This window comes from Lysinibacillus sp. CD3-6 (genome assembly GCF_006351725.2).
Lineage (GTDB): Bacteria > Bacillota > Bacilli > Bacillales_A > Planococcaceae > Lysinibacillus.
The window spans coordinates 3,585,602-3,611,075 of the sequence record NZ_CP085880.1; the positions used below are offsets into that span (position 1 = coordinate 3,585,602).

The window sequence follows — 25,474 nt, forward strand, 5'->3', positions numbered from 1 at the left end:
CTACCTTACTTATCGCTTTTCCCTAGCATTGCTAATATTTTTTGACGCTCTTTTTCAAAATCCATAGTGCTTGAAGAAGATGCGCTTTCCTCTGGATGCTCATTACGTTTATAAAACCACTCAGGCACCTTTTCCTTACGCTGATTGTCTACTGGACCTTTAGCATATTGGTTGTTTTTAGTCGGTGTCTGCGGCTTATTTTTCCACGTTGTATATTTATCATGTTCTTGGCGTGCAAGCTCCATTGCTTCCTTCGCCGTCTTAATATTTTTCCGTACCCAATGATCGGCAATCGTTTCTACATACTTCTTTGGTAGCTTCATATCTGTTGAGAGCATGACATACTCAAGTAGCGCATTGACAACACCTACTGGCATTCCATGCTGAACAATTAAGCTCTCAGCTAGCTGAACAGATGTTTGTAATGGCTCTTTCCCATTATTAATATCCCGCAATACTTGGACAGGAGGTGTTGACTCCAAATAATGTTGTAACTCCTGATCCTTTGTTTTTTGAACAGCCTCATCCTCTACTGCTGGAGAAGCATATACTTTTGCAAGCTTTGGTGGTTCTTTAGAAACTGTGAGTTTATAAAAATCAGCTGCTGCTTTTCGCAAACGCTCTAATGAAATACCTAAATCATCATCAAGTGCTAAAATCACAACTTTTTGCATATCCAACGCAGTTAAATGGTATAAGAATGCTAGTTTCGCAATTGTTTCACGCACTTCAAGCGTTAGTAAATTGGCTGGCACTAATTGGTCCGATAAACCTGCCTGTAACAGCTCAAAATCAAATTGCTCGAAATAAAACGGATAAACCTTTTGCGAATTTTCTTGGCTATCTATCCCACCTTGCAGCTCAGTAGGTATATTAGTGTTGACTGGCTTAAAAACATCCATAAAGGCACGTGATACATCTTTAAATTCTGTACCTCTGATAGGTTGAATAAAACGCTGACGCAGCTTTCGATACGCCTGTTCCCCAATTTTACTAAACAAAAACATAGACAATAGTGGATCTTTCATAAAACTATCCGCATCAAGAGGGCGCATTAGCTCATACACAAAACTTCGCTGTTCTACCTCTTCCTTTTTCCAAGTTCGCAATAAACCGATTGCTTCAAGGGCAATACGCGCTTCGAACACTTTGCCTATTGGTAGCCCGAGTACATTCATTAAATAATAATGATTCATTTGCTGTCTTGGCATTTGCTCTGCTTCTGCCCATAACGTTAAATATAGACTAATTGGTTCAGCACCAGTCAATGGTTGATAAAATAATGTTACTAATTGACGTTCCATTGTGGAAAGCGCATGAGGTAGACGAATGTCAAAAGTATCTGCTGGTTGCAATTCTTTATACAAATGAATCAACGTCATTCACCCTCTCTGTTTTTCCTATGATTTTTGCTCTGTTTGACGTTGAATAATTTCTTTTATTTCCTCTATAAAAACATTGATATCTTTAAACTGACGATAAACTGACGCAAAACGAACATAGGCAACTTCATCGATTTTTGCTAGGCGGTCCATCACCATTTCTCCTACATCCTCTGATCGTACTTCAGCATTTCCAATACGTCGCAGGTCTTTTTCAATTGACATTACAAGTGCCTCTAATACATCTAGAGCGACAGGACGTTTCTCACAAGCACGAATAAGACCGCGCAAAACCTTCTCGCGGCTAAACTCCTCCCGCGAGCCTTCTTTTTTCACAACGACTAACGGTGTCTCTTCAATTTTTTCAAACGTTGTAAAACGAAAGCCACACGACTCACATTCACGACGTCTTCGTATTTCTTTATTATCATCTACTGGCCTCGAATCCACTACACGTGTTCCGTTAAATTGGCAAGAAGGACATCTCATATTTTTACTCTCCTGATTCCACAACAATTTGATATTTATATTATAACAAATTTCCTACAAGTAAGAAAAGCGCATTATCCAACTGTAGTATGGCAGATGATTACAGACCTAGAACAGTGTACATTTTCCCTAATTATCTTTTCAGCAAACAGTGCCTGTCACTCACACAATTCTGACTTTTCAAAGCACAGTGCCTGTCACTCACACAATTATAAAAAAAGCACATTGAAACCATTACGATTTCAATGTGCTAAACATTTATTAAGCGCTAACTGTTTCTAATGCTTTGGCAACTTTTTTCACTAAATCAACTACACGTGCAGAATAGCCCCACTCGTTGTCGTACCAAGCAAGTACTTTTACTTTACGGTCACCCATCACCATTGTAGAAAGTCCATCTACTGTTGATGAGTATGTTGTTGTGTTGTAATCAGAAGATACAAGTGGCTCGATTGAGAAGTTTAAAATGCCTTTCATAGGCCCTTCAGTTGCAGCTTTCACAAATGCAGCATTGACAGAATCTACTGTAACATCTGTATTTAAATCTACAACAAGGTCTACTAACGATACATTTGGTGTTGGAACACGAAGTGCCATACCATGAATTTTACCTTCCAATTCCGGCAACACTAATTTCAATGCTTTGGCAGCACCTGTTGAAGTTGGAATAATAGATTGTGCACAACCGCGTGCACGACGTAAATCTTTATGTGGATTATCTAAGTTTTTTTGGTCATTTGTATATGCGTGAACTGTTGTCATTAAACCGCTTTCGATACCAAATGTATCATTTAATACTTTAGCAACTGGTGCTAAGCAGTTTGTTGTACAAGAAGCATTTGAAATTACGTCATGTTTTTCAACATCAAGCTTTTCATCGTTTACACCTAAAACAATTGTAACGTCCTCGTTTTTACCAGGTGCTGTTAAAATAACTTTTTTGGCGCCTGCTTCAAGATGCATAGCTGCTTTCTCACGATCATTGAATTTACCAGTTGCTTCAATTACAATATCTACGCCCATTGTAGCCCATGGTAATTTTAGTGGATCACGTTCGCTAATAATTTGGACACGTTTACCATTTACAATTAATGCATCGCCCGCTGGTTCAATCGTACCTTCGAATGTTCCGTGATTTGTGTCATACTTTATCAAATGTGCTAACGTTTCTGCTGGGTAGCTTGCGTTAATTGCAACAATATTTAAACTTTCCTGTACGATCGCTTGGCGGAAAACCATACGTCCAATACGTCCGAAACCGTTAATAGCAACTGAGACTGTCATTATAAAATCCTCCTGTGAGTGCATACTCATATTCATTATATACTTTATGCTAATTAGTATAACACAATTTTAAAAAAGATGAACATTATATATCCATAATAAAAAAGTTCTTATTTTCTGAAAAATAGAACCTTTTAAAAAATGAAAAAATACAGTATTTCATCCTTATTATTTCGCATAAAAACAAAAAAATGCGCAGCAATTATCGCTGCGCAAAGAATGCATTTGGCTACTGCCGTTGATTTCCACTCTGTGCAGATGCCCTCCGCTCCAATCAACTAAACAATGTAATCGTGTTTTGCTAACTCAGAAAAACAATTATTCATCTTTATAAAGGGGATATGATCAAATAGGATGTTTAATTGGGTAGTTGAATGACATTTCAATTCTAAAAAGACTAAAAATAACAAGAGACATCAAGAGTAAAACTTCTTGATGCCTTTGACAGTACTATTATCTCCGCACTTTTCTAAAGTACGCCCCAATGCGTAAGAATCTTAATTAACTGCTCTTCAGTTTGCTGTATATTTTCGTTGTTATAAATGACAGCATGAGCACTTTTCTCTTTCACAGACATTGGTAACTGTGAATGCATGCGTGCTAGTGCATCTTCTTTTGATAATTGATTGCGCTCCATTAAACGTCTAAGCTGTACTTCTTCACTAACTGAAACAACAAGGATGCGCTCAACAAAATGCTGCAATTTGCTTTCAAAAAGTAATGGAATATCCATGACAACATGTTTTTGTCCAGCTTCCAAATATGCATCACGTTGAGTTAGCATTTCCTGACGAATAGCAGGATGCATAATATCATTTAAAATTTTTCGTTTCGCAGGCTCATGGAAAATAATATCACCTAACTTCGGACGATTTAGATTGCCATCATCAAGCAATATATTTTCTCCAAAGTTTTGTACAATGAGTGCTAACGTTTCTGTACCTGGTTTAACTACATCACGTGCGACAACATCTGCATCGACTATTGGTAAACCTAGTGCTGTCATCATTTTTGCGACTGTACTTTTGCCACTCGCAATACTTCCTGTTAATCCGATAATCATAATTAGTTCCCCTTTAATGTTGACAATTTGGACAAAATACTGATGTACGTCCACCAATTGTCATTTGACTCGTCCCTGTCCCACACTCCGGGCATATCTTCTTCCCATACATTTGTAAACGGTTTTGCATGCTACCTGCTTCACCATTAATATTTCGATAATCTGAAATTGTCGAACCTCCCGCTTCAATGCTTTGACGCAAAACATCTACAATCGCAGCAAAAAGAGCACGTTTCCTCTTTTCACTTATTCGGTTCATTTTACGAGCAGGGTGGATTTTTTGTGCAAACAGCGCCTCTGTGGCATAAATATTTCCGCAGCCCGAGATTACTTGCCCATCCATAATTACTTCTTTAACTGCTTTTTTCTCGTATTTCGGCAGCAATGATTTCGCTATAAAATAATCGCATGCTGCTTCATCAAAAGGTTCAGGCGCCATTTTTGTTAATGGTGCATGGTCTTCTATTTTTGTTAAAAAACGTAGCTCACCAAAACGACGAATATCTGAGTATATTAAATAACCGCCGTCTGCCATTTGAAAAGTCGCATGTATATGCTTTTTAAATTTTTCCTCATTGATATCTTCAGGCGTGTCCACAATAAACCATGCACCTGTCATCCCTAAATGACTGACCAAAACATAAGACAACTGCTCTTTCATCAAATGAAAAAATATATATTTTGCACGACGCTCAATCTTCGTAATTTGCATTTGGGATAATTCCATCTCAAATGCATCTGGCTCTGCTTGCTTCACTATACATTGCTTTCCTTCATCATAGGAAAAGCGAATAACTTCTGAAAGTTGGACTTGCTTTATAGTGCGGCCTTCAATTTCCGGCTTTAATGCCTGTACAACTCCTTCTACCTCTGGTAATTCAGGCATTTTAACCCCTCCTTACTTTGCATCGTACCATGTTGCCCCAAAGTCGAAGTCCACTTTTAATGGAACGCTCAGTTCAATGGCATTTTCCATAACTTCTGGTACGATTTTTTCTAGTAATGCAATTTCCTCCCTAGGTGCTTCAAAAATTAATTCATCGTGCACCTGTAGAAGAAGCTTCGCTTGCATGTTTTCCTTTTTCAAACGAGCATCCATATCGATCATTGCTTTTTTAATAATATCTGCAGCACTTCCTTGAATCGGCGTATTCATCGCTGTACGTTCTGCAAAGCTACGTAGATTGAAATTGGAACTCGTAATATCTGGTAAATAACGACGGCGATTCAATAGCGTTGTAACATAACCATTAAATTTCGCATCTTGCACAATTTCATCCATATATTTTTTAACACCTGGGAAGCTGGCAAAATATTTCTCAATAAAAATAGCTGCTTCCTTCCGTGTAATATCTAAATTTTGTGATAAACCATAATCACTAATACCATAAACAATTCCAAAGTTAACAGCTTTAGCAGCCCTACGCATATTGCTATCCACTTCTTCTGCAGTCACATGGAAAACGTCCATTGCTGTACGTGTATGAACATCCATACCTTCGCGGAAAGCTTCGACTAAGTTTTTATCCTCTGACATATGCGCTAACACACGCAGTTCGATTTGAGAGTAGTCGGCAGAGAATAAAATCCAATCTTCTTGTGATGGCACAAATGCTTGACGAATTTTACGACCTTCCTCTAAACGAATTGGAATATTTTGTAGATTTGGATCTGTTGAACTTAGACGACCTGTTGATGTTAGTGCTTGCTGGAAGCGTGTATGCACTTTGCTGTCCTTTTCATGAATTTCTTTTAGCAAGCCTTCAATATAAGTAGATTGTAACTTACCAAGCTGACGATAAAGTAAAATATGCTCGATAATGGCATGTTCAGGCTTTAATTTTTCCAACACATCTGCCGCTGTGGAATAGCCTGTTTTCGTTTTTTTAATAACAGGTAAACCAAGCTTATCGAAAAGAATAACGCCTAACTGCTTTGGTGAATTAATGTTAAACGCTTCTCCTGCCTCCGCATAAATTTCCTGCTCAATCACGACTAGCTTATTACTCAACTCTTGCCCCATTGTTTCAAGTGTAGCACGGTTCACTGTAATGCCTTCACTTTCCATTTCACTTAAAATCGAAGCTAATGGTAGTTCTAGATTTTTATACAAATCAAACTGTTCGTTTTCCTTTAGCAGTGCCTCTAGCTTAGGTTGTAATGTCCACACAGCAAATACTTTTCGGCTAGCATGTTCTGCTAATGCATCGATAGCTGGTATGGCACGCTTTGCTCCTTTACCATAGACTGTCTCATTTGCTTGCACTTCACGATAGCCAAGGTCTTTTGCTAATGTAGCTACATCATCACCGCTAAGTGCAGGGTTATTGATATAAGAAGCTAGCAATAAATCAAACTCGACTCCTGCTAAACGAATACCCGCACGTTTTAAAGCTGCCTGAGCAGCCTTTGTATCTGAAATATATTTAGTTTTCGTTTCATCCTCTAGCCAGCGACACAACACGTCTGATTTAGAAGCAGCATCGAACGGCACATAAAACGTATCTGTACCATCAGTTAATGCGATACCTAACTGCTGACATGTATGATAATGCTCGTCCTCTAACTCTAAGTGAATTGCCATAACATCCTTTAAATGCCCTTGCTGTACATCTTGCACAATGTCATAGGCAAATGGCGCACGTTGTTCTTCTTCCACAGAAAAATCACTTTTTTCAAGTAGTGATTTAAAGCCCAATTCCTGCCATACACTAATTAGCTCTTCTTCATTTGGCCCACTATAGGCAAGATCATTAAAAGTAATTTCGATTGGTGCCTCTGTGAATATTGTAGCAAGCTTTTTACTCATAAGTGCCTGTTCTTCATTTGCAACAAGCTTTTCTTTCATCTTTGAAGCTTTTAACGTGTCCATTGCTTCATATAGTGCCTCAACTGAACCATGCTCTTTTAGCAATTTAACTGCTGTTTTTTCCCCAACACCAGGTACTCCAGGAATATTATCTGAAGCATCCCCCATGAGGCCCTTCATGTCTATAATTTGAAGAGGCGTTAAGCCGTACTTTTCTTCGATAAAGGCAGGCGTATTTTTTTCTATTTCAGTAATCCCTTTTTTCGTAATGTACACTGTTACCTTCTCTGTTGCGAGCTGTGTAAGATCGCGATCTCCTGACACGATAATTACTTCCATATCCTGTTCGGCTGCTTCTTTCGCTAATGTACCTATAATATCGTCGGCTTCGTACATTTCAAGTTCATAACGTTTAATCCCATAAGCATCGATTAGTTTACGAATATAAGGAAACTGCTCTGATAGTTCTGGTGGCGTTTTTTGACGTCCCCCTTTATATTCAGTAAACGTATCGTGACGGAACGTCGTTTTACCTGCATCAAAAGCAACGAGCATCTTCGTTGGTTGCTCTTCCTCCAAAATCCTTTGCAACATCGTTGTAAAGCCATACACTGCATTCGTATGAATACCGCTATCATTTGTTAGTAATGGCAACGCAAAAAACGCACGGTAAGCTAAACTATTACCGTCCAGTAATAGTAATTTTTCCTTAGTCATTTTAATTTCCTCCTGAAGTCGTCGTTCTTTTAATTGTAAAACGAAAACGTATGTTTGAAAATGCTCTTTCCTCTACTTTATCGGGAAAGTAAACTTTTTACCAATCATAGGACGTCTATCCGTTAAAAAATTCATGTGTATTTTCTGCCAAATCCATAAAAAAAGTCAATTGCATATTGCAATCGACTCACCTGCTATTATTGACTTACGTTTTTAGTTCTTTCTTTTCGATTGAAGAGTTCCTCATAAATAACCGTCATAATGAAGGCATTCATAAAAGCAAATACGAAAAATATAGGCATTCCACCTAGTTTTATATGTGTTAGCTCTGTACTAAATACCATAACCATACCGATTTGTGCTAAAAAGAAAATAAAACCAATTCCAACTTGCCAAATTGCGCGTTTCTCTTGGCGTTTCTCGTACCAAAATATTTTTTTAAAAGCTTTTCGCACATCGTCTGCAATGACTAATCCTAATAAAAATAAAACTACAAAAAATAACGGTATATAATAAACACTTTTCGTCACCCATGCAAAATCAGATATACGGAAGAAAAGTGTAAAAAGCGATGCAATACTACAAGCAATTCCTAAATTTTGGAGCCAAGTGCTAATATTTAATTTCAAAGCTATTACCCCCCTTTTATCATTCCTAAACATCATTATTTTATCAGAAAATAGCAATCTAGGACACAACCAATTATTTGTTAGGATTATTTTCATTGTTTTATGCCACAGTTTTGTAACAACCACTGCTCATTTGCGTCATGTGCAAGAATAAAAAATTTGTTTTTCTCTCTCCTATAATTTACAAAAATTAAAAGATGGTACTAGTCGTTATAGCGGGGGCGGTAATTTCTGTGGGATTCGCAATGGTGGTGGCTCACAGTGAGCCCTTGGCAAACGACTACCGTAAGCAACCACTACGTCTACAGAAAAAAATGTTAGATTGATTGTATTCAACCTAACACTTTTTCTCTTTTATTCAGTTATATTAATCCCTGCAAGGATGACAAAATTATTCTATATAGCCTGATAATAGTTTTGCGTATGGTGAAGTGGAAGGTAAAATAATGACCGTATCTTCACCTACTGTTTTCTTATAGGATTCTAATGTACGGTAAAGTGAGTAAAATTCAGGGTCCTTTGAAAAAGAACTATTGTAAATTTTCGCTGCTTCCGCTTCTCCTTCCGCTTGAATCAATGCCGCTTCTTTATTCACTTTTGCTAGCATCTCTTGTACTTCTCTATCTGTTTGTGCTTCAATACGGCGTTTATCCGCATCACCTTCCGATAAATATAGCTGTGCAGTAGATTGACGTTCAGAAACCATGCGCGTAAATACAGACTGCTCATTTTCTGCTGGCAAGTCCGTACGACGAATGCGCACATCTACAACTTCAATTCCGTACTTATCGTTTAGTAATAGTTCATTAACACGTTCTGTGACACGGTCATTTAAGCTACCTCGTGAAGAGTTTTCATCATTAATGATTTCATCGTATCTTAGTTGACCAAGCTCTGTTCGAATTACCGAATAAATAAACTCCTCCATCCGCGATTCCGCCTTTGTAAGCGTTCCAGCATTGGAGATGAGCGCTTTCGGATCTGTAATGCGCCACACTGCATAGTTATCAATTATGATACGTTTTTTATCCTTTGTATTAATTTCTTCCTCTGAAATATTATACGTCAATTGATTTTTTGGAAGTGTTGTCACGCTCTGAATGAAGGGTACCTTCATTTTTATGCCTGGATCACGTTCAAACTTTACAACTTCACCGAACTGTCGAACGACTGCATACTCAGATTCTTTTACAATATATACATTAGCAAAGAGAATAACCGCAACAGCAAAAACAATTGTTAATGTGACGACAAGAGAAATGTACTTTTTAGGATTTAATGGGCCCTTTTTTGACATCTTAATTACCTTGTCTCCATCACTAGAAGCAGTATTTTTTGATTTCCCCGATAAAAAACTTAGAAATTTTTCAAGATCTTTATTTTTCTGGTCCATTAATTACCGCTCCCTTCTTTTTTCTCTGTTGGTGCTTGTTGCTCGGTTGATTGTTGTTCTTTTGTTGCTTGTTGTGTAGTTGGTTGTAGCGCTTGTAGTGGCAAATACTTCATTGTACTACCATCATCATTCATAATATAAATTTGTGCCTTCGGTAACACATTTTCAAGTGTTTCTAAAATTAAACGTTCGCGTGTAATTTGTTGATTCCCTTTGTATTGCTCATACATTTTATTAAAAACAGCTACATCACCATAAGCTTGTTCGATACGTGCTGTTTTTGCACCGTTTGCTTTTGAAATAATAGCGTCTTTTTCACCATTCGCTTCACTAATTCGTTGGTTTTTGTATTTTTGAGCTTCATTCGTTTTTGTATTTTTTGTCTCACGTGCGTCTGTTACAGCTGTAAATGCTGCTCGTACTTCTGCATTTGGTAATTCTACATCCTGCAATTTGACACCTAATACACCAATACCAATATCATATTTTTCAATAAGGGAAACAAGTAATTCTCTTGTGTTTGCTTCAATATCTGCTTTTCCATCTGTTAACGCAGCATCAATTGTCGAACTACCAATTATAGAGCGAATCGCGCTTGATGTAGCGCTATGTAATATTTCTTCTGGATTTTGTGCATTAAATAAGTACTTACGAGGATCTGTAATTTTCCATTGAACAACAAGATCTGTTAAAACAATATATTCATCACCTGTAATCATTTTTGTTTCTGCATCAAAGGCTTCCAATTCGCCTTCTTTATTTTGCTTATAGCCAAACTGTAAGCTGAATGTTTCTCTCGATAAAATCTCAACTGATTGTACTGGCCAAGGTAATTTAAAATGTAAGCCTGGATTTGTGACCGTTTCATCTGCACGGCCAAATGTTATCACAACTGCCTGCTCCGATTCATCGACTGTGTACCACGAAGTAAATACTGCGATAAGTGCTACAATACCGAATATCCCAAGTCCTACCATCATTAGTGTCCTTTTCACACTCATGTCTGTTCCTCCCTTTTGCTTAGTACTATTGTATACGGTGTAGCTTTTAAAAAGATTCAAAATAATTTCATAAAGTAGACGAAAACTGTAGACAAAATCAACATACAGCCATTGAATTCCGTTGCATACGGACGCTTTCCGCGGGCTCCTGGCATAGTGATGGCTCCTTCATTGTAAAATTCCACTTCGCTTTCCGCGGGCACAGAGTAAGCCGCAACCCTCGCTGTCGCGCGGTTTGTTGCGACTTACTATTAGCAGTCGCGCAGGAATTTTCAGAATTGTTTGTGTGCCTGTCACTAAAAAAAGAAAAAATCCTGTCACCATTAAGGTAACAGGATATTCATAACTAGGTGTTCTAATGCTGGGAAAAAGGTTGTTGATAAAACAATACTGATTAGTGCTGCTACAATCATTGCTAAACTTGCAAATGTCCCTTCCAGTTCTCCCAATTCAAATGCTTTTGATGTACCCGTACCATGAGCACCCATTCCAAGCATTAAACCTCTTGCAGATGGCTTTTGGAAACGACAAATCCGTATAACGATTGGCGCAATTAAACTACCCAAAATACCAGTTGTCATTACAAAAACAGCCGTAAGAGTAGGTGACCCACCTATCATATTGGAAATATCCATTGCAATAGGAGTAGTGACCGAACGCGGCACTAAGCTATGAACAAGTTCATCATTTAGTCCAACAACAAGCGCTATTATAAACGAAGAAGCAATTGCAACAGCCGAGCCGATAGCAATGCTAAAAATGATTTCAAAAGCATGTTTTTTTAATAGATTAAAATTTTTATAAATCGGTACAGCAAAGGCGACTGTTGCAGGCCCTAATAAATTTGATAAAATATTTGCCCCTGCATTATAAGACTCATATGAAGTACCTGTTAATAGTAACAATACAATAATTATTATTGGGCTAATCAATATGGGTGTAAGCCATTCTTTAGGAAACTTTTGATAAAATGCTTTACAAGCATAAAAAATAGCAATGGTTCCTAGTAAACTGATGACAGCAATAACTATACTCATACAGTGTCACCCTTCTTTCTATCTAACCACTGTGCAGTAAAACCCGTCACTAACATCACGACGAATGCACTTACTACAATAACAACTACAACTTTCATGCCTTGTATACCGATTAACGCATCATAATCAATGACGCCTATCGCTGAAGGGATGAAAAATAATAACAATTCACTCAGTAATAATCCTGCGCCTAACTCGATCCATTCTAGTTTAATAAGATGAAACTGTAATAGTAAAAATAATAAAACAAGCCCAATTATACTACCTGGTATCGGCAAGTGAAGTAAACGCGCAATACTATTTCCTATAAATAACACTATATAAAGATAGCCAATTTGCACGAAACTTTTGACGATTTTCATGGTCAACCTTCTCTCAATTTTTTATGCTACTATACTTTACACCTAAATCAGCAATGTGTAAAACAGAAAAGAATCCATCTCCAAAAAAATTTGGAAATAGATTCTTTCTATGGTGAAGCTAAAGTAGTAAACATAAAAATCTTCATTCATGCAAATTAGAGTTTAATATTATTTTCATTTTATATTACAAAATAGGGGGTTTCTATAAAATAGTATAGCCCTCTATTTTGAATCTTATATATTATTATTGTAAAGAATTTGTTAATTTTTTCGGAATCATGACAATCATTTTTGTGCCAACGCCAACTTGACTTTCTACTTGAATTCGTCCATGATGCGCCTCCACAAGATGCTTCACAATGGCTAGCCCTAACCCCGTTCCACCAGAATTTCTGCTACGCGCACGGTCAACACGATAAAAGCGTTCGAAGACCCGTGCAATTTCATTTTTTTCTATCCCGATTCCTTCATCTTCGATCTCAATAATTCCATATGTGTCATTTTCCTTCAAGCGAATTGATACGGTTGTATTTTCAGGCGAATACGTAATGGCGTTTGTAATTAAATTCGTAACAATTTGAATAACCCGATTAGCATCCCCCATTACTTCTACATCACGGGCAATATCCACTTGAAAGCTCATATTTTTTTCATCGAGCCGCGGCCCTGTTAATTCTGCCCCGCGTATAAGGACATCCTGTAAGCCCATTGGCATAATATTAACGGTGAATCCATGTTGTTCAATTTTCGAAAGCTCTAATAAATCTTGGATAAGCATTTGCAGACGATTGCTCTCCTTATGCATAATTTCTAAAAAGGATAACAGCATCTTTTCGTCTTTATAGGCTCCATCCAGAAGTGTTTCAGAGAAGCCTTTAATCGAGGTAATTGGTGTACGTAATTCATGTGATACATTGGCTACAAAATCTTTACGAATTTGCTCAAGTCGGACAAGCTCTGTAATATCATGCATAACAATGACAACACCTAACCAGCGTCCGTGATCACCAATTACGGGTGCACCATACACTTCTTTATTGTATAGCTCTTGTTGTACTTCCATCTTTATTTGCTGTCGATAGGGCATTTCCGTTAAAAACACGTGGTCAATAAATTGCTCAAGCGTTTTCGGTAAACCAATTGTGCGAAAGACTTTTCCTTGCACATGCTCTAGTTGCATGCCAAAACGTTCTAAAAACACGCGATTGACGATTGATATATTGCCTTCACGACCAATCATCATTAGTGAGCTACCCATGTTTTCAATTAACGTTTTTAGCCTTTCTTCTTCTACCTCTCGTATTGTCGTAATATCCTGCAAATTACGCGCCAAAATATTAATAGAATGGCTCAATGGCATCATGCGCTCATGCTCATTTTCGTGTGCACGCGCTCGATAATTCCCCTTTGCCAATTCAAGTGCTGTTTCGGTCACATTATCAATTGGTGCGGTAAAATTTCGAATCATATAGCGGCTCACAATAGCAATTAATATAAGCGTAATTGAAAATAATATAGCTAACACACCATAAAGCCGAGCTCTTACATAGGACAGGAGTGAGTCCTTCATTTCAATTGTTTGGGCTGCAAATAAAGCTTTCTTATCTTCCTCAGATAAGGAAATTTGGCGTTCATCAAGTACTTTTTCCATTGCTTCTTGACTATATGAACTCGAGCGCTCATTGTATTGTTCTACATAAACAGGAAAAAGCTGACCTATAACAATCATTAGGACAGCAAGAATTGATCCGAGCGAGAGCATGAATGTCAAGAATAAGCGGTTGCTCATTGATTTCATGAAGTTTTCGGCTCCTCAAATTTATAGCCAAGCCCACGAATTGTTTTAATAAACATCGGCTTACGACTATTTTCTTCAATTTTATCGCGGAGGTGGCTAATATGCACATCCACAATACGAGTATCGCCAGCAAAATCATATTTCCAAACAGCACTTAATAATTGATCGCGAGTTAATACACGGTTTTTATTTTCTAATAAATAAATAAGTAGTTCAAATTCCTTTGGTGTAAATTCAAGTGCTTCTTCTTGTAAAAATACTTCAAAACGCTCAGGAAATACACGCAGTTGTCCAAACTCATACATTTTTTCTTGAGGCTCATCTTTATCCTCTACTACAACATTTTGTGTAAACCTTCTTAAGACTGCTTTGACACGTGCTAAAACTTCGCGTGGGCTAAAGGGTTTTGTCATATAATCATCTGCCCCTAGCTCCAAACCAAGCACTTTATCGAACTCATCGTCTTTTGCCGTTAGCATAATGATTGGTGTATTCATACGTTGCTGGCGAATTTGTTTACAAACTTCCATGCCATCTAGCTTAGGGAGCATCAAGTCCAAAAGGATTAAATCAGGCTGTATTTCCATTGCTTTATTTAACCCTTCTAAACCGTCTGCTGCTGTTTCAACTAAATAGCCAGCCTGTTCTAAATTATATTTTAATAAGGTCGCAATCGAAAATTCATCTTCTACAACTAAAATAGTTTTTGTCATGTATATTGCCTCCGTTAGTGATTTGAAACCCCCATTTCAAATCTCAAGACTCTCCCTATAATGCTAGTGGTGGTGTCACCAACAATGTACCTTCAATTACTAGCTGTTTTTGTTCATTATAGGAGAGTACAGATACGGTAATGGTATTCTGTATTTTATTTACTTCTGTAACCTCTAAAAGCGTATCAAATAATTCATAATGATAGAGTGGCCCTAAATAGGTTAAATGTTGTTCTATAATACGCGCACCCGGTCCTGGAATATACTTCGACACAGCTGACGTAATAATACCATTTAACATAATAGTTGGTACAATCGGCTTTTTAAAAGGCGTCATTGCTGCATAATCATGTTGAATGTAAAGCGGATTATTATCATTTGTAAGTCCTAAATAAAGCAATAAATCCTTATCTTCTATTTTTTCAGTAATATGAATTTTCTCGCCAACTGTAATTTCATCAATAGTGAGACCAAGCTTACTGTTCTTTTGAAGCAAAGATACGCCAACCCCTTTTCTATCATACTACCTTCATAGTATCAATTTTATTCTAAAAGTACAATGAAAAGCAGAATAACCATTTTATGTTTATGCATATTATAAAGAACAAAAGAAGCTGTTTATTTTCAGTATCTTTATGTATAAAAAATCGAGTAAGAATGATTCCTACTCGATTTCATAAGCTTTTATTAAGCTAAAACTTTCATAACTGCTTTTACGGCATCAGCAGAGTTATCCAATTCCGCCTTTTCTTTGTCAGTTAGTTCAAGCTCAAAGATTTTTTCGATACCGTTTGCACCTAATAATGTCGGTACGCCTAAGTAAATATCATTGTAACCATATTCACCTTCTAAGTATGCGATTGATGGTAGAATACGCTTTTGATCTTTAATGATTGCTTCAGCCATTTCAATAAGTGCTGCTGCTGGAGCATAGTAGGCAGAACCATTTCCAAGTAAGTTCACGATTTCTGCACCACCATTACGTGTACGATCAACGATTGCTTCTAAACGCTCTGGCGCGATTAAAGTTTCTAAAGGAATACCACCAGCAAATGAATAACGAGTAAGTGGTACCATTGTGTCACCATGGCCACCTAATACAAAACCAGTGATGTCTTTTACAGAGATGTTTAGCTCTTCTGCAACAAAAGCACAGAAACGAGCAGTATCCAATACACCAGATTGACCGATTACTCGGTTTTTAGGGAATCCTGTTTCTTTGAATACTGTGTAAGTCATCGCATCAACAGGGTTTGTTAATACGATAATGGTTGCATTTGGCGAATGAGTTGCGATTTCTTTTGCAACAGTTTTCATAACTCCTTGGTTAATTTGAACTAAGTCGTCACGGCTCATGCCAGGTTTACGGGCAACACCCGCAGTAATGATTACTACATCAGAATCTGCAGTGTCTTCATAGTTAGAAGTACCTTTTACAAAAGAATCAAAACCTTGTATTGGAGCAGCTTCCCACATGTCTAAAGCTTTACCCTTTGTTGGGTTTTCAGCTTGTGGGATATCTACTAATACAACATCGCCAAGTTCCTTTTGTGCTGCTAAAAATGCTGCAGTAGCGCCGGTGAATCCGCCACCGATTACTGAGATTTTTTTACGTTTCAAAGTCATTTGAATACGCTCCTTTTTTAGGTTATATGCTAAAAAAGGGAGGAGAATAAATTCTCTCTCCCTCCATTAAACCAGGTACTAATATTACTGTAGCAAACCAATGTTACATTAAACAAATATCTGTTGACTGCGCTAGATTGTTACAGTGATCATTTTTACAGATTCGTAAAAATTATAGGTTTTTAATTAGTTCGTTAGCGAATTCTGAACATTTCACTTCTGTAGCGCCGTCCATTAAACGAGCGAAGTCATAAGTTACAACTTTAGAAGAGATTGTATTCTCTACAGATTTAGTGATCATGTCAGCTGCTTCTTGCCATCCTAAGTGTTCAAGCATTAATACACCTGAAAGTAATACTGAAGATGGGTTTACTTTATCTTGACCAGCATATTTTGGAGCTGTACCGTGAGTAGCTTCGAAGATTGCGTGACCAGTTACGTAGTTAATGTTCGCTCCTGGAGCAATACCGATACCACCAACTTGTGCAGCTAATGCATCAGAAATATAGTCACCATTTAAGTTCATTGTAGCTACTACATCGAACTCAGTTGGACGAGTTAAGATTTGTTGTAAGAAGATATCAGCGATTGAATCTTTTACTAAGATTTTACCAGCTGCTAAAGCATCAGCTTGTGCTTTGTTTGCTGCTTCTTCGCCTTGGTCAGCTTTGATTGCATCATATTGGTTCCAAGTGAATGTTTGATCAGCAAATTCAGTTTCAGCTAATTCATAACCCCATTTTTTGAATCCACCTTCAGTGAATTTCATGATGTTACCTTTGTGCACTAATGTTACAGAAGGACGGTTATGTTTGATTGCATATTCGATAGCAGAACGAACTAAACGTTCAGTACCTTCTTTAGATACAGGTTTTACACCGATACCTGAAGTTTCTGGGAAACGGATTTGATTTACACCAAATTCTGATTGTAAGAAGTTGATGATTTTTTTAGCTTGTTCAGAGCCTGATTCGAATTCGATACCAGCATAGATGTCTTCTGTGTTTTCACGGAAGATAACCATATCAACGTCTTCTGGGCGTTTAACTGGAGAAGGTACTCCATCAAAGTGACGTACTGGACGTAGGCAAACATATAAATCAAGTTGTTGACGTAATGCTACGTTTAGAGAGCGGATACCACCACCGATTGGAGTAGTAAGAGGACCTTTAATTGCGATTAGGTATTCGTTAATTTTATCTAAAGTTTCTTGTGGTAACCATTCGCCAGTTTGGTTGAATGCTTTTTCACCAGCTAGAACTTCTAACCATTCGATTTTCTTTTCACCGTTATAAGCTTTTTCTACAGCTGCGTCAATTACGCGAGATGCTGCTGCCCAAATATCAGGACCGATTCCGTCACCTTCGATGAATGGGATTACTGGATTGTTTGGTACATTAAGTACGCCGTTTTCAACTACAATTTTGTTTGACATTGTTGTTGCCTCCTAAATTCATAATCATAGGACTGTGTTATAGGTAACACAGTCCCAAATATTCTAGCATATTTTCCGAATCAGCGCTCACTGATTGGAACATATTTTTGCATACCTGGTCCAACATACTCAGCACGTGGACGGATCAGGCGGTTGTTAGCATATTGCTCAAGAATATGTGCTACCCAACCAGAAGTACGTGAAACTGCAAAGATTGGTGTGAATAAGTCATGATCGATGCCTAAAGAATCGTACACTGATGCAGAGAAGAAGTCTACGTTTGCAGGTAATTTCTTTTGTTCAACAATCATGTCATGGATTTTAACTGACATTTCATAAAGCTCTGGTTTACCAGTTAGTTCAGTTAATTTTTGTGACATTACACGTAAGTGTGGTGCACGTGGGTCGCCTTTGCGGTATACGCGGTGACCGAAGCCCATGATTTTTTCTTTGTTATCTAATTTATTTTGAATGTAAGATTCAACATTTTCAAGAGAACCAATTTCAGTTAACATCTTCATAACTTGCTCGTTTGCACCGCCATGAAGTGGTCCTTTTAATGCACCGATAGCTGCAGTTACACCAGAATATACATCTGATAATGTAGCTACACATACACGTGCAGTAAATGTAGATGCATTTAATTCATGGTCAGCATGTAATACTAACGCTTTATCGAATGCTTCTATTTCGATTGGTGCTGGCTCTTCACCTTTTAACATATATAGGAAGTTTGCTGCATAGCTAAGTTCTGCTTTAGGTTGAATTGGCTCTAAACCTTTACGTACACGTGCAAATGCAGTAACAACAGTAGCAATTTTAGCTTGTAGACGAATTGCTTTACGGTAGTTAGCTTCTGGATCCATAACATCCGCTTCTTCATCGAATACACCAAGTAAAGATACTGCCGTACGAAGTGCAGCCATTGGATGTACAGTTGAAAGTGGGTAAGTTTTGAATTGGTCTACAATTGCTTGTGGAATAGACATGTTGTCTGCCAATTGTTGTTTTAATTCAGCAAGCTCGTCCGCTTTAGGTAAACGAGTATGCCAAAGTAGGTAAATTACCTCTTCAAATGATGCGTTATCTGCTAAATCATCAATGTTGTAACCAACATATGTAAGTGTGTCATCGATAATTGAACTGATTTTAGATTCCGCTGCTACGATACCTTCTAATCCTTTTGTTGCTGACATAAATTATCGCTCCCTCATACTAATAATTTTTGTTGTAAACGCTTTTTCAACCATAGCATTTACGATTTTGCTCACATGAACCATTAAGTAAATCGCTTACATTGTTATTATAATCATTTTTGACAGCTTTGTGAATGAAAATCCTTCAAATTAAGAAAAAGTCGGACGAGCGACTAGATAAGCGTACTAAAGAGGGTATTTTGTATATTTTGACAATATATTTTCATTTGAATTGGGGTGAATTTGTTAAAATGAGGAATATTAAATATTTTTCATACGAAAGAACTATTAATGTTTTATTATTTATTTTTTACTTAGTGATACTTTGGTTCGTTCTACCTGTATCACTGGCAATTTTTTTATCATTTACAACCTATCCGATAATAAATTTCCTTCATAAGTACTGTAAAGTTAATTATTGGATTGCCGCTATTATAGTAGAAATACTAATACTTTCCTGTATAGTTCTCCTCATAATCATCTCAATAAACAGTATTATACTCATCTTTCCTGAGATACGTGACACACTTCAAAACTTTCCGTTGTTCACTGAGTACGAATCTATATTTATACAATTTTTGCAAGAAAAGTCAATGTCTATTTTTGATTCTATCGTAGTGTATACTGCAAATTTATTTCAAATGTTTATGAAGCACGTTATCGAAGTTTTTATATTTCTTGTCGCGTATTATTTCGCTTTAATTGAAACAAGAAAATCGCGGTACTGGTTTTTTCAATATGTCCCTAAAAAATATAGAAATCAATGGCAAGCCCATTTTTCGAAAGTCATGCAACTTTTTCATTACTTTGTCTACGTAGAATTTCAATTATTTACGATAACATTGCTTATACTTTGCGCAGGCTTTATGATCCTTCAATTTGAACAAGCCATTATTAAAGCATTTATTGTTGCATTTGCAGATGTACTGCCCTTCTTTGGTATCGGCGTATTTCTCGTACCAATGAGCATTTATTTTTATTTCAATGGCAATACCTTTTTATGTGTTGCAATTTTACTTTTATATTTGTTTGTCCAACTAACAAGGCAGCTCGCTGAATCCATGCTTTGGTCTAATACCTTGCAATTACGAACGTTTCATACGTTTTTCATCAGCGCTGCCTCTATCTTATTATTTGGTTTTTACGGTATTTTACTCAGCCCAATTTTTTTATTTTTAGCTGTTAAGCTGAAAGAAAAGTCTATTTTTGAACGATAATAAATTGACCTTTTTTCATTTTTTTACGCATCCAATAAAATACAAGTGGTTGGAACAATTTACGTGTCACTGGTAGCAACATTAGTAAACCAATGATATCTGTAATAAAACCAGGTAATGCTAACAGTACACCACCACTAAAGTTTAACATTGCATCAACTAATGCAGGTCCAGGAGCTTCTCCTCGCGCTACCATATGTTTTACGTTTTTTACTGAATTGATACCTTTATTTTTCGCTATATAAATGCCAATGATAGTCGTTGCGACAACAAGCAATAATGTATTGAAAACGCCAATATTTTGACCAATAACTATTAATAACGCCAGTTCGGCTAGTGCATATACAACAAAACTAAGAAAAAATTTTTTCATCTTTTTCTCCCTTCTATTGAAAAAGCTATACCTTCTATACGTTATTATAGCCCAATAAGTTTCAACTAAAAAACAAACTGGTGTAAAAACTAATTTTCCTTGTTATTTAAAAAGCTCTAGTACGGTTACCCCATACTAGAGCCTTTTTATTATCTATTAAAGTACGCTGGCATGTCCTTTATAAATAACACCTGTTTCAGCATCCATTGTTATTTCTTGACCGTGGCGAATTAATGATGTCGCTTCTTTTACACCGACGATTACAGGAATACCAAGGCTTAGCCCTACTACAGCGGCATGACTTGTTAGTCCGCCTTCCTCTGTAATTAACCCAATACAATTTTCAATAGCTGGCATCATATCACGATCTGAACCGACCGTTACTAAAATACAGCCTTCTGTATCATACGCTAATGCTTCAGCTGCATTTTTTGCTACTACTGTTTTACCGATTACCGACGCTTTGCCAATTCCTTGACCGCGCGCAAGTAAATCGCCAATAATGTGTACTTTCATTAAGTTCGTTGTACCAGCTTCCCCAACAGGAACACCTGCTGTAATGACAACTGCATCACCATGGTTTACAAAGCCATGCTTCAAGCTTTCGTCAACTGCTAGTTCTAAAATTTCGTCTGTCGTTGTAACACGTTGACAAACTACAGGATAAACACCCCACACAAGTGTTAGTGTATTTGCAGTGTTTTCTGAGCCTGTAACAGCGACAATCGGAACACCAGGACGATATTTTGCAATCATTCTAGCCGTGTTTCCACTTTCTGTCGGTGCTAAAACAGCTTTAACCCCTAAGTTTATCGACGTATATGCTACGGCCTGAGAAATAGCCTCTGTCATATTCGCTTCTTTTTCACGACTACGTGTAGAAACGATTGCTTTATAATCTAATGAATCTTCTGTACGTTGTGCAATTTTGTTCATTGTTTGTACTGATTCAACAGGGTATGTCCCTGCTGCTGTTTCACCAGAAAGCATAATCGCATCTGTTCCATCAATAATAGCGTTCGCAACGTCACTTGCTTCAGCTCGAGTTGGTCGAGGATTGCGTTGCATAGAGTCTAACATTTGTGTAGCCGTAATAACTGGTTTACCAACTTGGTTACATTTTAAGATTAATTTCTTTTGCACTAATGGTACTTCTTCAGCTGGAATTTCTACGCCTAGATCACCACGTGCAACCATTAATCCGTCTGATACTAGAATGATTTCATCGATATTATCGACACCTTCTTGGTTCTCGATTTTCGGGATAATTTGAATATGACTACCGCCATTTTGTTCAAGTAATTCGCGAATTTCTAATACATCCTTAGCTCGTCGAACGAATGAAGCTGCAATGAAATCCACACCTTGTTTAATACCAAATAAAATATCTTGTGCATCTTTTTCAGTGATTCCAGGTAGTTGAACTGAAACCCCAGGGACATTAACACCCTTTTTATTTTTTAAGACACCAGCATTTTCTACTATTGTGTGAATAAGCCCTTTTTCCGTATCAGTTGCTAACACACGTAATTGAATTAAACCATCATCTAATAAAATAATTGAGTTTTGTTGCACGTCTTCGATTAGTCGTTCATACGTAACAGAAAAACTTGCTTCTGTTCCTTCTACTTCTGTCATTGAAATATCGATTACTTGACCTGCTTTTAAATGTAGTTCACCATTTTGCATATTATGCGTACGAATTTCAGGTCCTTTTGTGTCGAGCAAAATACCTACTGGTTTCCCTAATTTTTCTGCAACTTCACGAATTAAATTAATGCGCACTTCGTGTTCTTCATGTGAACCGTGTGAAAAATTCAAGCGGGCTACATTCATACCTGCCTCAATTAGTTTTTCTAAGATTTCTGGTGACTCACTTGCCGGACCAATTGTACATACGATTTTTGTTTTTCTCATTCTCTGCCCACTCCGTTTTACGCGAAATTATATTGATAGTTCTTTCATTAAAGTATATAAGCTTACATCAGATTCATGATGCTTTTCAAAAGCTTCTGGCATATCATAGTCAATAACTGTATGGTTGCGTATTCCTACAGCTCGACCAGATTTACCTTCCATTAATAATTCTACCGCATGTGCACCAAATTGACTTGCGAGGACACGATCACGTGCCGTTGGAGAACCACCGCGTTGAATATGACCAAGAACAGAAACACGCGTCTCTTTCCCTGTTTTTTCTTTCAGTAATTTTGCCAACTCGCCACCTGACATTACACCCTCTGCCACAATAATGATACTATGCTTTTTCCCTCGTGCTTCACCACGCTCTAAGCGTGATACGATGTCATCTAAATCATATTCCTCTTCAGGAATTAAGACCGTTTCAGCACCTGCTGCAAGCCCTGCCCATAATGCAATATCACCTGCATCACGCCCCATTACTTCAACAATAAAAGAATTTTCATGGGAAGTCGCTGTATCACGAATTTTATCGATTGATTCTACGACTGTATTGAGCGCGGTATCAAAGCCAATTGTGTATTCTGTTCCAGGAACATCATTATCAATCGTGCCAGGCACACCAACAGCAGGAAAGCCTTTTTTCACAAGGTCCATTGCACCTCGGTAAGAACCATCACCCCCGATAACAACTAACCCCTCGATACCTGCTTCTCGCAAATTAGCAATTGCTTGCTGTTGAACAGCATCTTCCTTAAATTCAGGGCACCGTGCTGAAAATAAATTGGTACCTCCTCTTTGAATGATGCCACCTACAGAACCTAAATCAAGCGGCTCAAAAGATCCTTTTATTAAACCTTCATAGCCATGCTTAATTCCAACAACATCCATTCCGTGATAAGCTGCCTTACGAACGACTGCTCGAATGGCTGCGTTCATGCCAGGGGCATCTCCACCACTTGTTAATACGGCAATTTTTTTCATTGTCGAACAACCTCCTGCAGTGTTATCTAATATTATTCACATTAACACGAAAAAACAAACTATGTAAGGGTTCTAGAGCTAGAAAAACATAACTTTTACATAAAAAATGAAAAGAATGCGCTTTCACACACTCTTTCCATCACAAAGCATCTAAAATTTAACATTTTTTATAAATATTTCGCTTTAATTTAACGAATTAGACCTTCAAAGCATTGCTATGGGATTTGCCTATACTTCTATATATTGTCCGATTTTTTTAAATTTATCATATCGGTCATCGATTAATTGCTCACCATTTAAAGTATTTAATTTTTTTAGTGTGTCACTAATACATTCTTTTATATAGATAGCCTGCTTCGCCACATTACGATGTGCTCCACCAGTAATCTCTGGAATAATACCATCAATCACACCAAGCTCTTTTAAATCAGGTGCAGTAATACGCATTGCCTCAGCTGCTTGCTTAGCAAGGCTACCATCACGCCATAAAATTGAAGCAGCACCCTCTGGAGAAATAACAGAATAGGTAGAGTTCTCTAACATGTAAACGCGATTTGCTACACCTAGAGCTAGTGCGCCACCACTACCGCCTTCTCCAATAACGATGCTAATGACTGGTACAGATAAACCCGCCATTTCTACTAAATTACGAGCTATCGCCTCACTCTGACCACGCTCTTCTGCTGCTTTACCAGGATAGGCACCTTTTGTATCTATAAAACAAATAATCGGACGATTAAATTTCTCTGCTTGTTTCATTAAGCGTAACGCTTTACGATAACCTTCTGGATGTGGCATCCCAAAATTACGACGAATATTTTCTTTTGTAGATTTACCACGTTGGTGTCCAATAATTGTGACTGGTTGTCCTTCAAATAGAGCAATTCCACCTAAAATCGCTGCATCATCTCCAAATGTACGATCTCCGTGTAATTCAATAAAGTTTTCACACATTGCCTCAATATATTGTAGCGTTGTTGGGCGTTCAGGATGTCTTGCCACTTGCACGCGATCCCAAGGCTTCATATTGGCATAGATTGATTGCTCGAGTTGCGTTAAACGCGTTTCTAGCTTTTCAATTTCTCCCGACATATCTACGTCCGCTTCAGCAGCAATCGTTTTTAATTCATCAATTTTTTCACGCAATTGTACTACAGGTTCTTCAAAAGCTAAATTTTTAGACATGTTGCACGCCACCTTTCGTATGCATTTTTACAAGCATAGCTACTTGTTTCCGTAAATCTTTGCGATGGAAAATGGCATCTAGTTGACCATGCTCTAATAAAAATTCTGCAGTTTGGAAATCATTCGGTAGTTTTTCTCTTACCGTTTCTTCGATTACACGTCTTCCCGCAAAGCCGATTAGTGCCTGAGGTTCTGCAATATTGATATCCCCCACAGAGGCAAAGCTTGCAGATACACCACCAGTAGTAGGGTGCGTTAATATAGAAATAAATAACAATCCTTGATTGCTATGACGTTTTAAAGCAACACTTGTTTTCGCCATTTGCATTAAAGAAAGTACACCTTCTTGCATTCGTGCTCCCCCACTTGCAGTGAAAATGATAAACGGCACACCTAATTCAGTTGCTTTTTCAACAGCACGTGTTATTTTTTCTCCAACAACAGAGCCCATTGATCCCATACGGAAATGTGAATCCATTATCGCTACTACAACATCTTCTCCATCAAGCGTACCTAAACCTGTCAATACAGCTTCATTTAGACCTGTTTTTTGTTGGTCTGCATTAATTTTCTCTACATAAGCAGGGAAATTAAGTGGATTACTTGTTTGTAAATGATCGTCCATCGAAACAAATGATCCTTCGTCTAAGAAATAATCCACACGCTCTTGGGCAGTCATTTTAAAATGATGTTCACACTTCGAGCATACTTTATGATGCTTTTCTAATTCTTTTGTTAACTGGATATGACGACATTCTGGACACTTTGTCATGAGTCCTTCTGGAAATGCCTTTTCCTGACCATCCTGTTTCTTTTTTCGATTTGCGTTAAATATGTCGCGTATTGCCATGTTTGACTCCC

General features: G+C 37.5%; 23 protein-coding genes. 1 reads left to right on the forward strand and 22 read right to left on the reverse strand.

The window, feature by feature from the left end; all coding sequences use genetic code 11:
- Positions 1–5: 5 nt before the first annotated feature.
- The 17 genes from FH508_RS17860 to citZ form a co-directional block, all read right to left on the reverse strand.
- Positions 6–1,382 carry a replication initiation and membrane attachment family protein gene (locus FH508_RS17860; protein ID WP_228134141.1) on the reverse strand — a complete coding sequence of 459 codons (1,377 nt, stop codon included), beginning with the start codon at positions 1,380–1,382 and terminating at the stop codon, positions 6–8.
- Between the two features lie 18 nt (positions 1,383–1,400).
- Complete coding sequence (nrdR, locus tag FH508_RS17865; protein ID WP_172772392.1) at positions 1,401–1,871, reverse strand: transcriptional regulator NrdR; 471 nt, start codon at positions 1,869–1,871, stop codon at positions 1,401–1,403.
- 261 nt (positions 1,872–2,132) lie between these two features.
- Positions 2,133–3,155, reverse strand: coding sequence for a glyceraldehyde-3-phosphate dehydrogenase (locus FH508_RS17870; protein ID WP_172772393.1), 1,023 nt, complete (start codon positions 3,153–3,155; stop codon positions 2,133–2,135).
- A gap of 469 nt (positions 3,156–3,624) precedes the next feature.
- Positions 3,625–4,218 (reverse strand): dephospho-CoA kinase, encoded by a 594-nt coding sequence (gene coaE / locus FH508_RS17875; RefSeq protein WP_172772394.1) that lies wholly within the window; start codon positions 4,216–4,218, stop codon positions 3,625–3,627.
- A gap of 13 nt (positions 4,219–4,231) precedes the next feature.
- Complete coding sequence (mutM, locus tag FH508_RS17880; RefSeq protein WP_172772395.1) at positions 4,232–5,104, reverse strand: bifunctional DNA-formamidopyrimidine glycosylase/DNA-(apurinic or apyrimidinic site) lyase; 873 nt, start codon at positions 5,102–5,104, stop codon at positions 4,232–4,234.
- Between the two features lie 12 nt (positions 5,105–5,116).
- The gene (gene polA, locus FH508_RS17885; RefSeq protein WP_172772396.1) at positions 5,117–7,744 is read right to left on the reverse strand and encodes a DNA polymerase I; all 2,628 of its coding nucleotides are present in this window, start codon (positions 7,742–7,744) and stop codon (positions 5,117–5,119) included.
- Positions 7,745–7,941: 197 nt separating this feature from the next.
- Positions 7,942–8,373 (reverse strand): DNA polymerase I, encoded by a 432-nt coding sequence (locus FH508_RS17890; protein ID WP_228134142.1) that lies wholly within the window; start codon positions 8,371–8,373, stop codon positions 7,942–7,944.
- A gap of 391 nt (positions 8,374–8,764) precedes the next feature.
- Positions 8,765–9,766: a protease modulator HflC gene (gene hflC / locus FH508_RS17895; protein ID WP_172772397.1), complete on the reverse strand. Its 1,002-nt coding sequence runs from the start codon at positions 9,764–9,766 to the stop codon at positions 8,765–8,767.
- Positions 9,766–10,767, reverse strand: coding sequence for an FtsH protease activity modulator HflK (hflK, locus tag FH508_RS17900; protein WP_172772398.1), 1,002 nt, complete (start codon positions 10,765–10,767; stop codon positions 9,766–9,768). Before hflK ends, hflC begins: the two co-directional genes overlap by 1 nt.
- Before the next feature lie 323 nt (positions 10,768–11,090).
- Positions 11,091–11,804, reverse strand: coding sequence for an LrgB family protein (locus FH508_RS17905; RefSeq protein ID WP_172772399.1), 714 nt, complete (start codon positions 11,802–11,804; stop codon positions 11,091–11,093).
- Positions 11,801–12,166 (reverse strand): CidA/LrgA family holin-like protein, encoded by a 366-nt coding sequence (locus FH508_RS17910; RefSeq protein WP_172772400.1) that lies wholly within the window; start codon positions 12,164–12,166, stop codon positions 11,801–11,803. Before FH508_RS17910 ends, FH508_RS17905 begins: the two co-directional genes overlap by 4 nt.
- Before the next feature lie 244 nt (positions 12,167–12,410).
- Positions 12,411–13,964 (reverse strand): two-component system histidine kinase PnpS, encoded by a 1,554-nt coding sequence (gene pnpS / locus FH508_RS17915; RefSeq protein ID WP_172772401.1) that lies wholly within the window; start codon positions 13,962–13,964, stop codon positions 12,411–12,413.
- On the reverse strand, positions 13,961–14,677 hold the full coding sequence (locus FH508_RS17920; protein WP_172772402.1) for a response regulator transcription factor: 717 nt from the start codon (positions 14,675–14,677) through the stop codon (positions 13,961–13,963). The genes pnpS and FH508_RS17920 overlap by 4 nt, the downstream gene beginning before the upstream one ends.
- Positions 14,678–14,732: 55 nt before the next feature.
- The gene (locus FH508_RS17925) at positions 14,733–15,173 is read right to left on the reverse strand and encodes a MaoC/PaaZ C-terminal domain-containing protein (protein ID WP_172772403.1); all 441 of its coding nucleotides are present in this window, start codon (positions 15,171–15,173) and stop codon (positions 14,733–14,735) included.
- A 191-nt stretch (positions 15,174–15,364) separates the two neighbouring features.
- Positions 15,365–16,303 (reverse strand): malate dehydrogenase, encoded by a 939-nt coding sequence (gene mdh, locus FH508_RS17930; protein ID WP_172772404.1) that lies wholly within the window; start codon positions 16,301–16,303, stop codon positions 15,365–15,367.
- Between the two features lie 172 nt (positions 16,304–16,475).
- Positions 16,476–17,738, reverse strand: a complete 1,263-nt coding sequence (icd, locus tag FH508_RS17935) for an NADP-dependent isocitrate dehydrogenase (protein ID WP_172772405.1) — start codon at positions 17,736–17,738, stop codon at positions 16,476–16,478.
- 80 nt (positions 17,739–17,818) lie between these two features.
- Positions 17,819–18,934 (reverse strand): citrate synthase, encoded by a 1,116-nt coding sequence (citZ, locus tag FH508_RS17940; RefSeq protein WP_172772406.1) that lies wholly within the window; start codon positions 18,932–18,934, stop codon positions 17,819–17,821.
- Between the two features lie 251 nt (positions 18,935–19,185).
- On the opposite strand from citZ, the gene FH508_RS17945 reads away from it, so the two are divergent.
- Positions 19,186–20,151 carry an AI-2E family transporter gene (locus FH508_RS17945; RefSeq protein WP_228134143.1) on the forward strand — a complete coding sequence of 322 codons (966 nt, stop codon included), beginning with the start codon at positions 19,186–19,188 and terminating at the stop codon, positions 20,149–20,151.
- Here the strand turns inward: FH508_RS17945 and FH508_RS17950 are convergent.
- The 5 genes from FH508_RS17950 to accD form a co-directional block, all read right to left on the reverse strand.
- Entirely contained in the window at positions 20,135–20,524 is a 390-nt protein-coding gene (locus FH508_RS17950) for an FxsA family protein (RefSeq protein WP_172772408.1), read from the reverse strand. The genes FH508_RS17945 and FH508_RS17950 overlap by 17 nt on opposite strands.
- Before the next feature lie 156 nt (positions 20,525–20,680).
- A complete protein-coding gene (gene pyk, locus FH508_RS17955) occupies positions 20,681–22,441 on the reverse strand; it encodes a pyruvate kinase (RefSeq protein ID WP_172772409.1) in 1,761 nt (586 codons plus the stop codon).
- Positions 22,442–22,468: 27 nt separating this feature from the next.
- A complete protein-coding gene (pfkA, locus tag FH508_RS17960) occupies positions 22,469–23,428 on the reverse strand; it encodes a 6-phosphofructokinase (protein WP_172772410.1) in 960 nt (319 codons plus the stop codon).
- Between the two features lie 228 nt (positions 23,429–23,656).
- On the reverse strand, positions 23,657–24,613 hold the full coding sequence (locus FH508_RS17965; RefSeq protein ID WP_172772411.1) for an acetyl-CoA carboxylase carboxyltransferase subunit alpha: 957 nt from the start codon (positions 24,611–24,613) through the stop codon (positions 23,657–23,659).
- Complete coding sequence (gene accD, locus FH508_RS17970) at positions 24,606–25,463, reverse strand: acetyl-CoA carboxylase, carboxyltransferase subunit beta (RefSeq protein WP_172772412.1); 858 nt, start codon at positions 25,461–25,463, stop codon at positions 24,606–24,608. Before accD ends, FH508_RS17965 begins: the two co-directional genes overlap by 8 nt.
- Positions 25,464–25,474 lie beyond the last annotated feature (11 nt).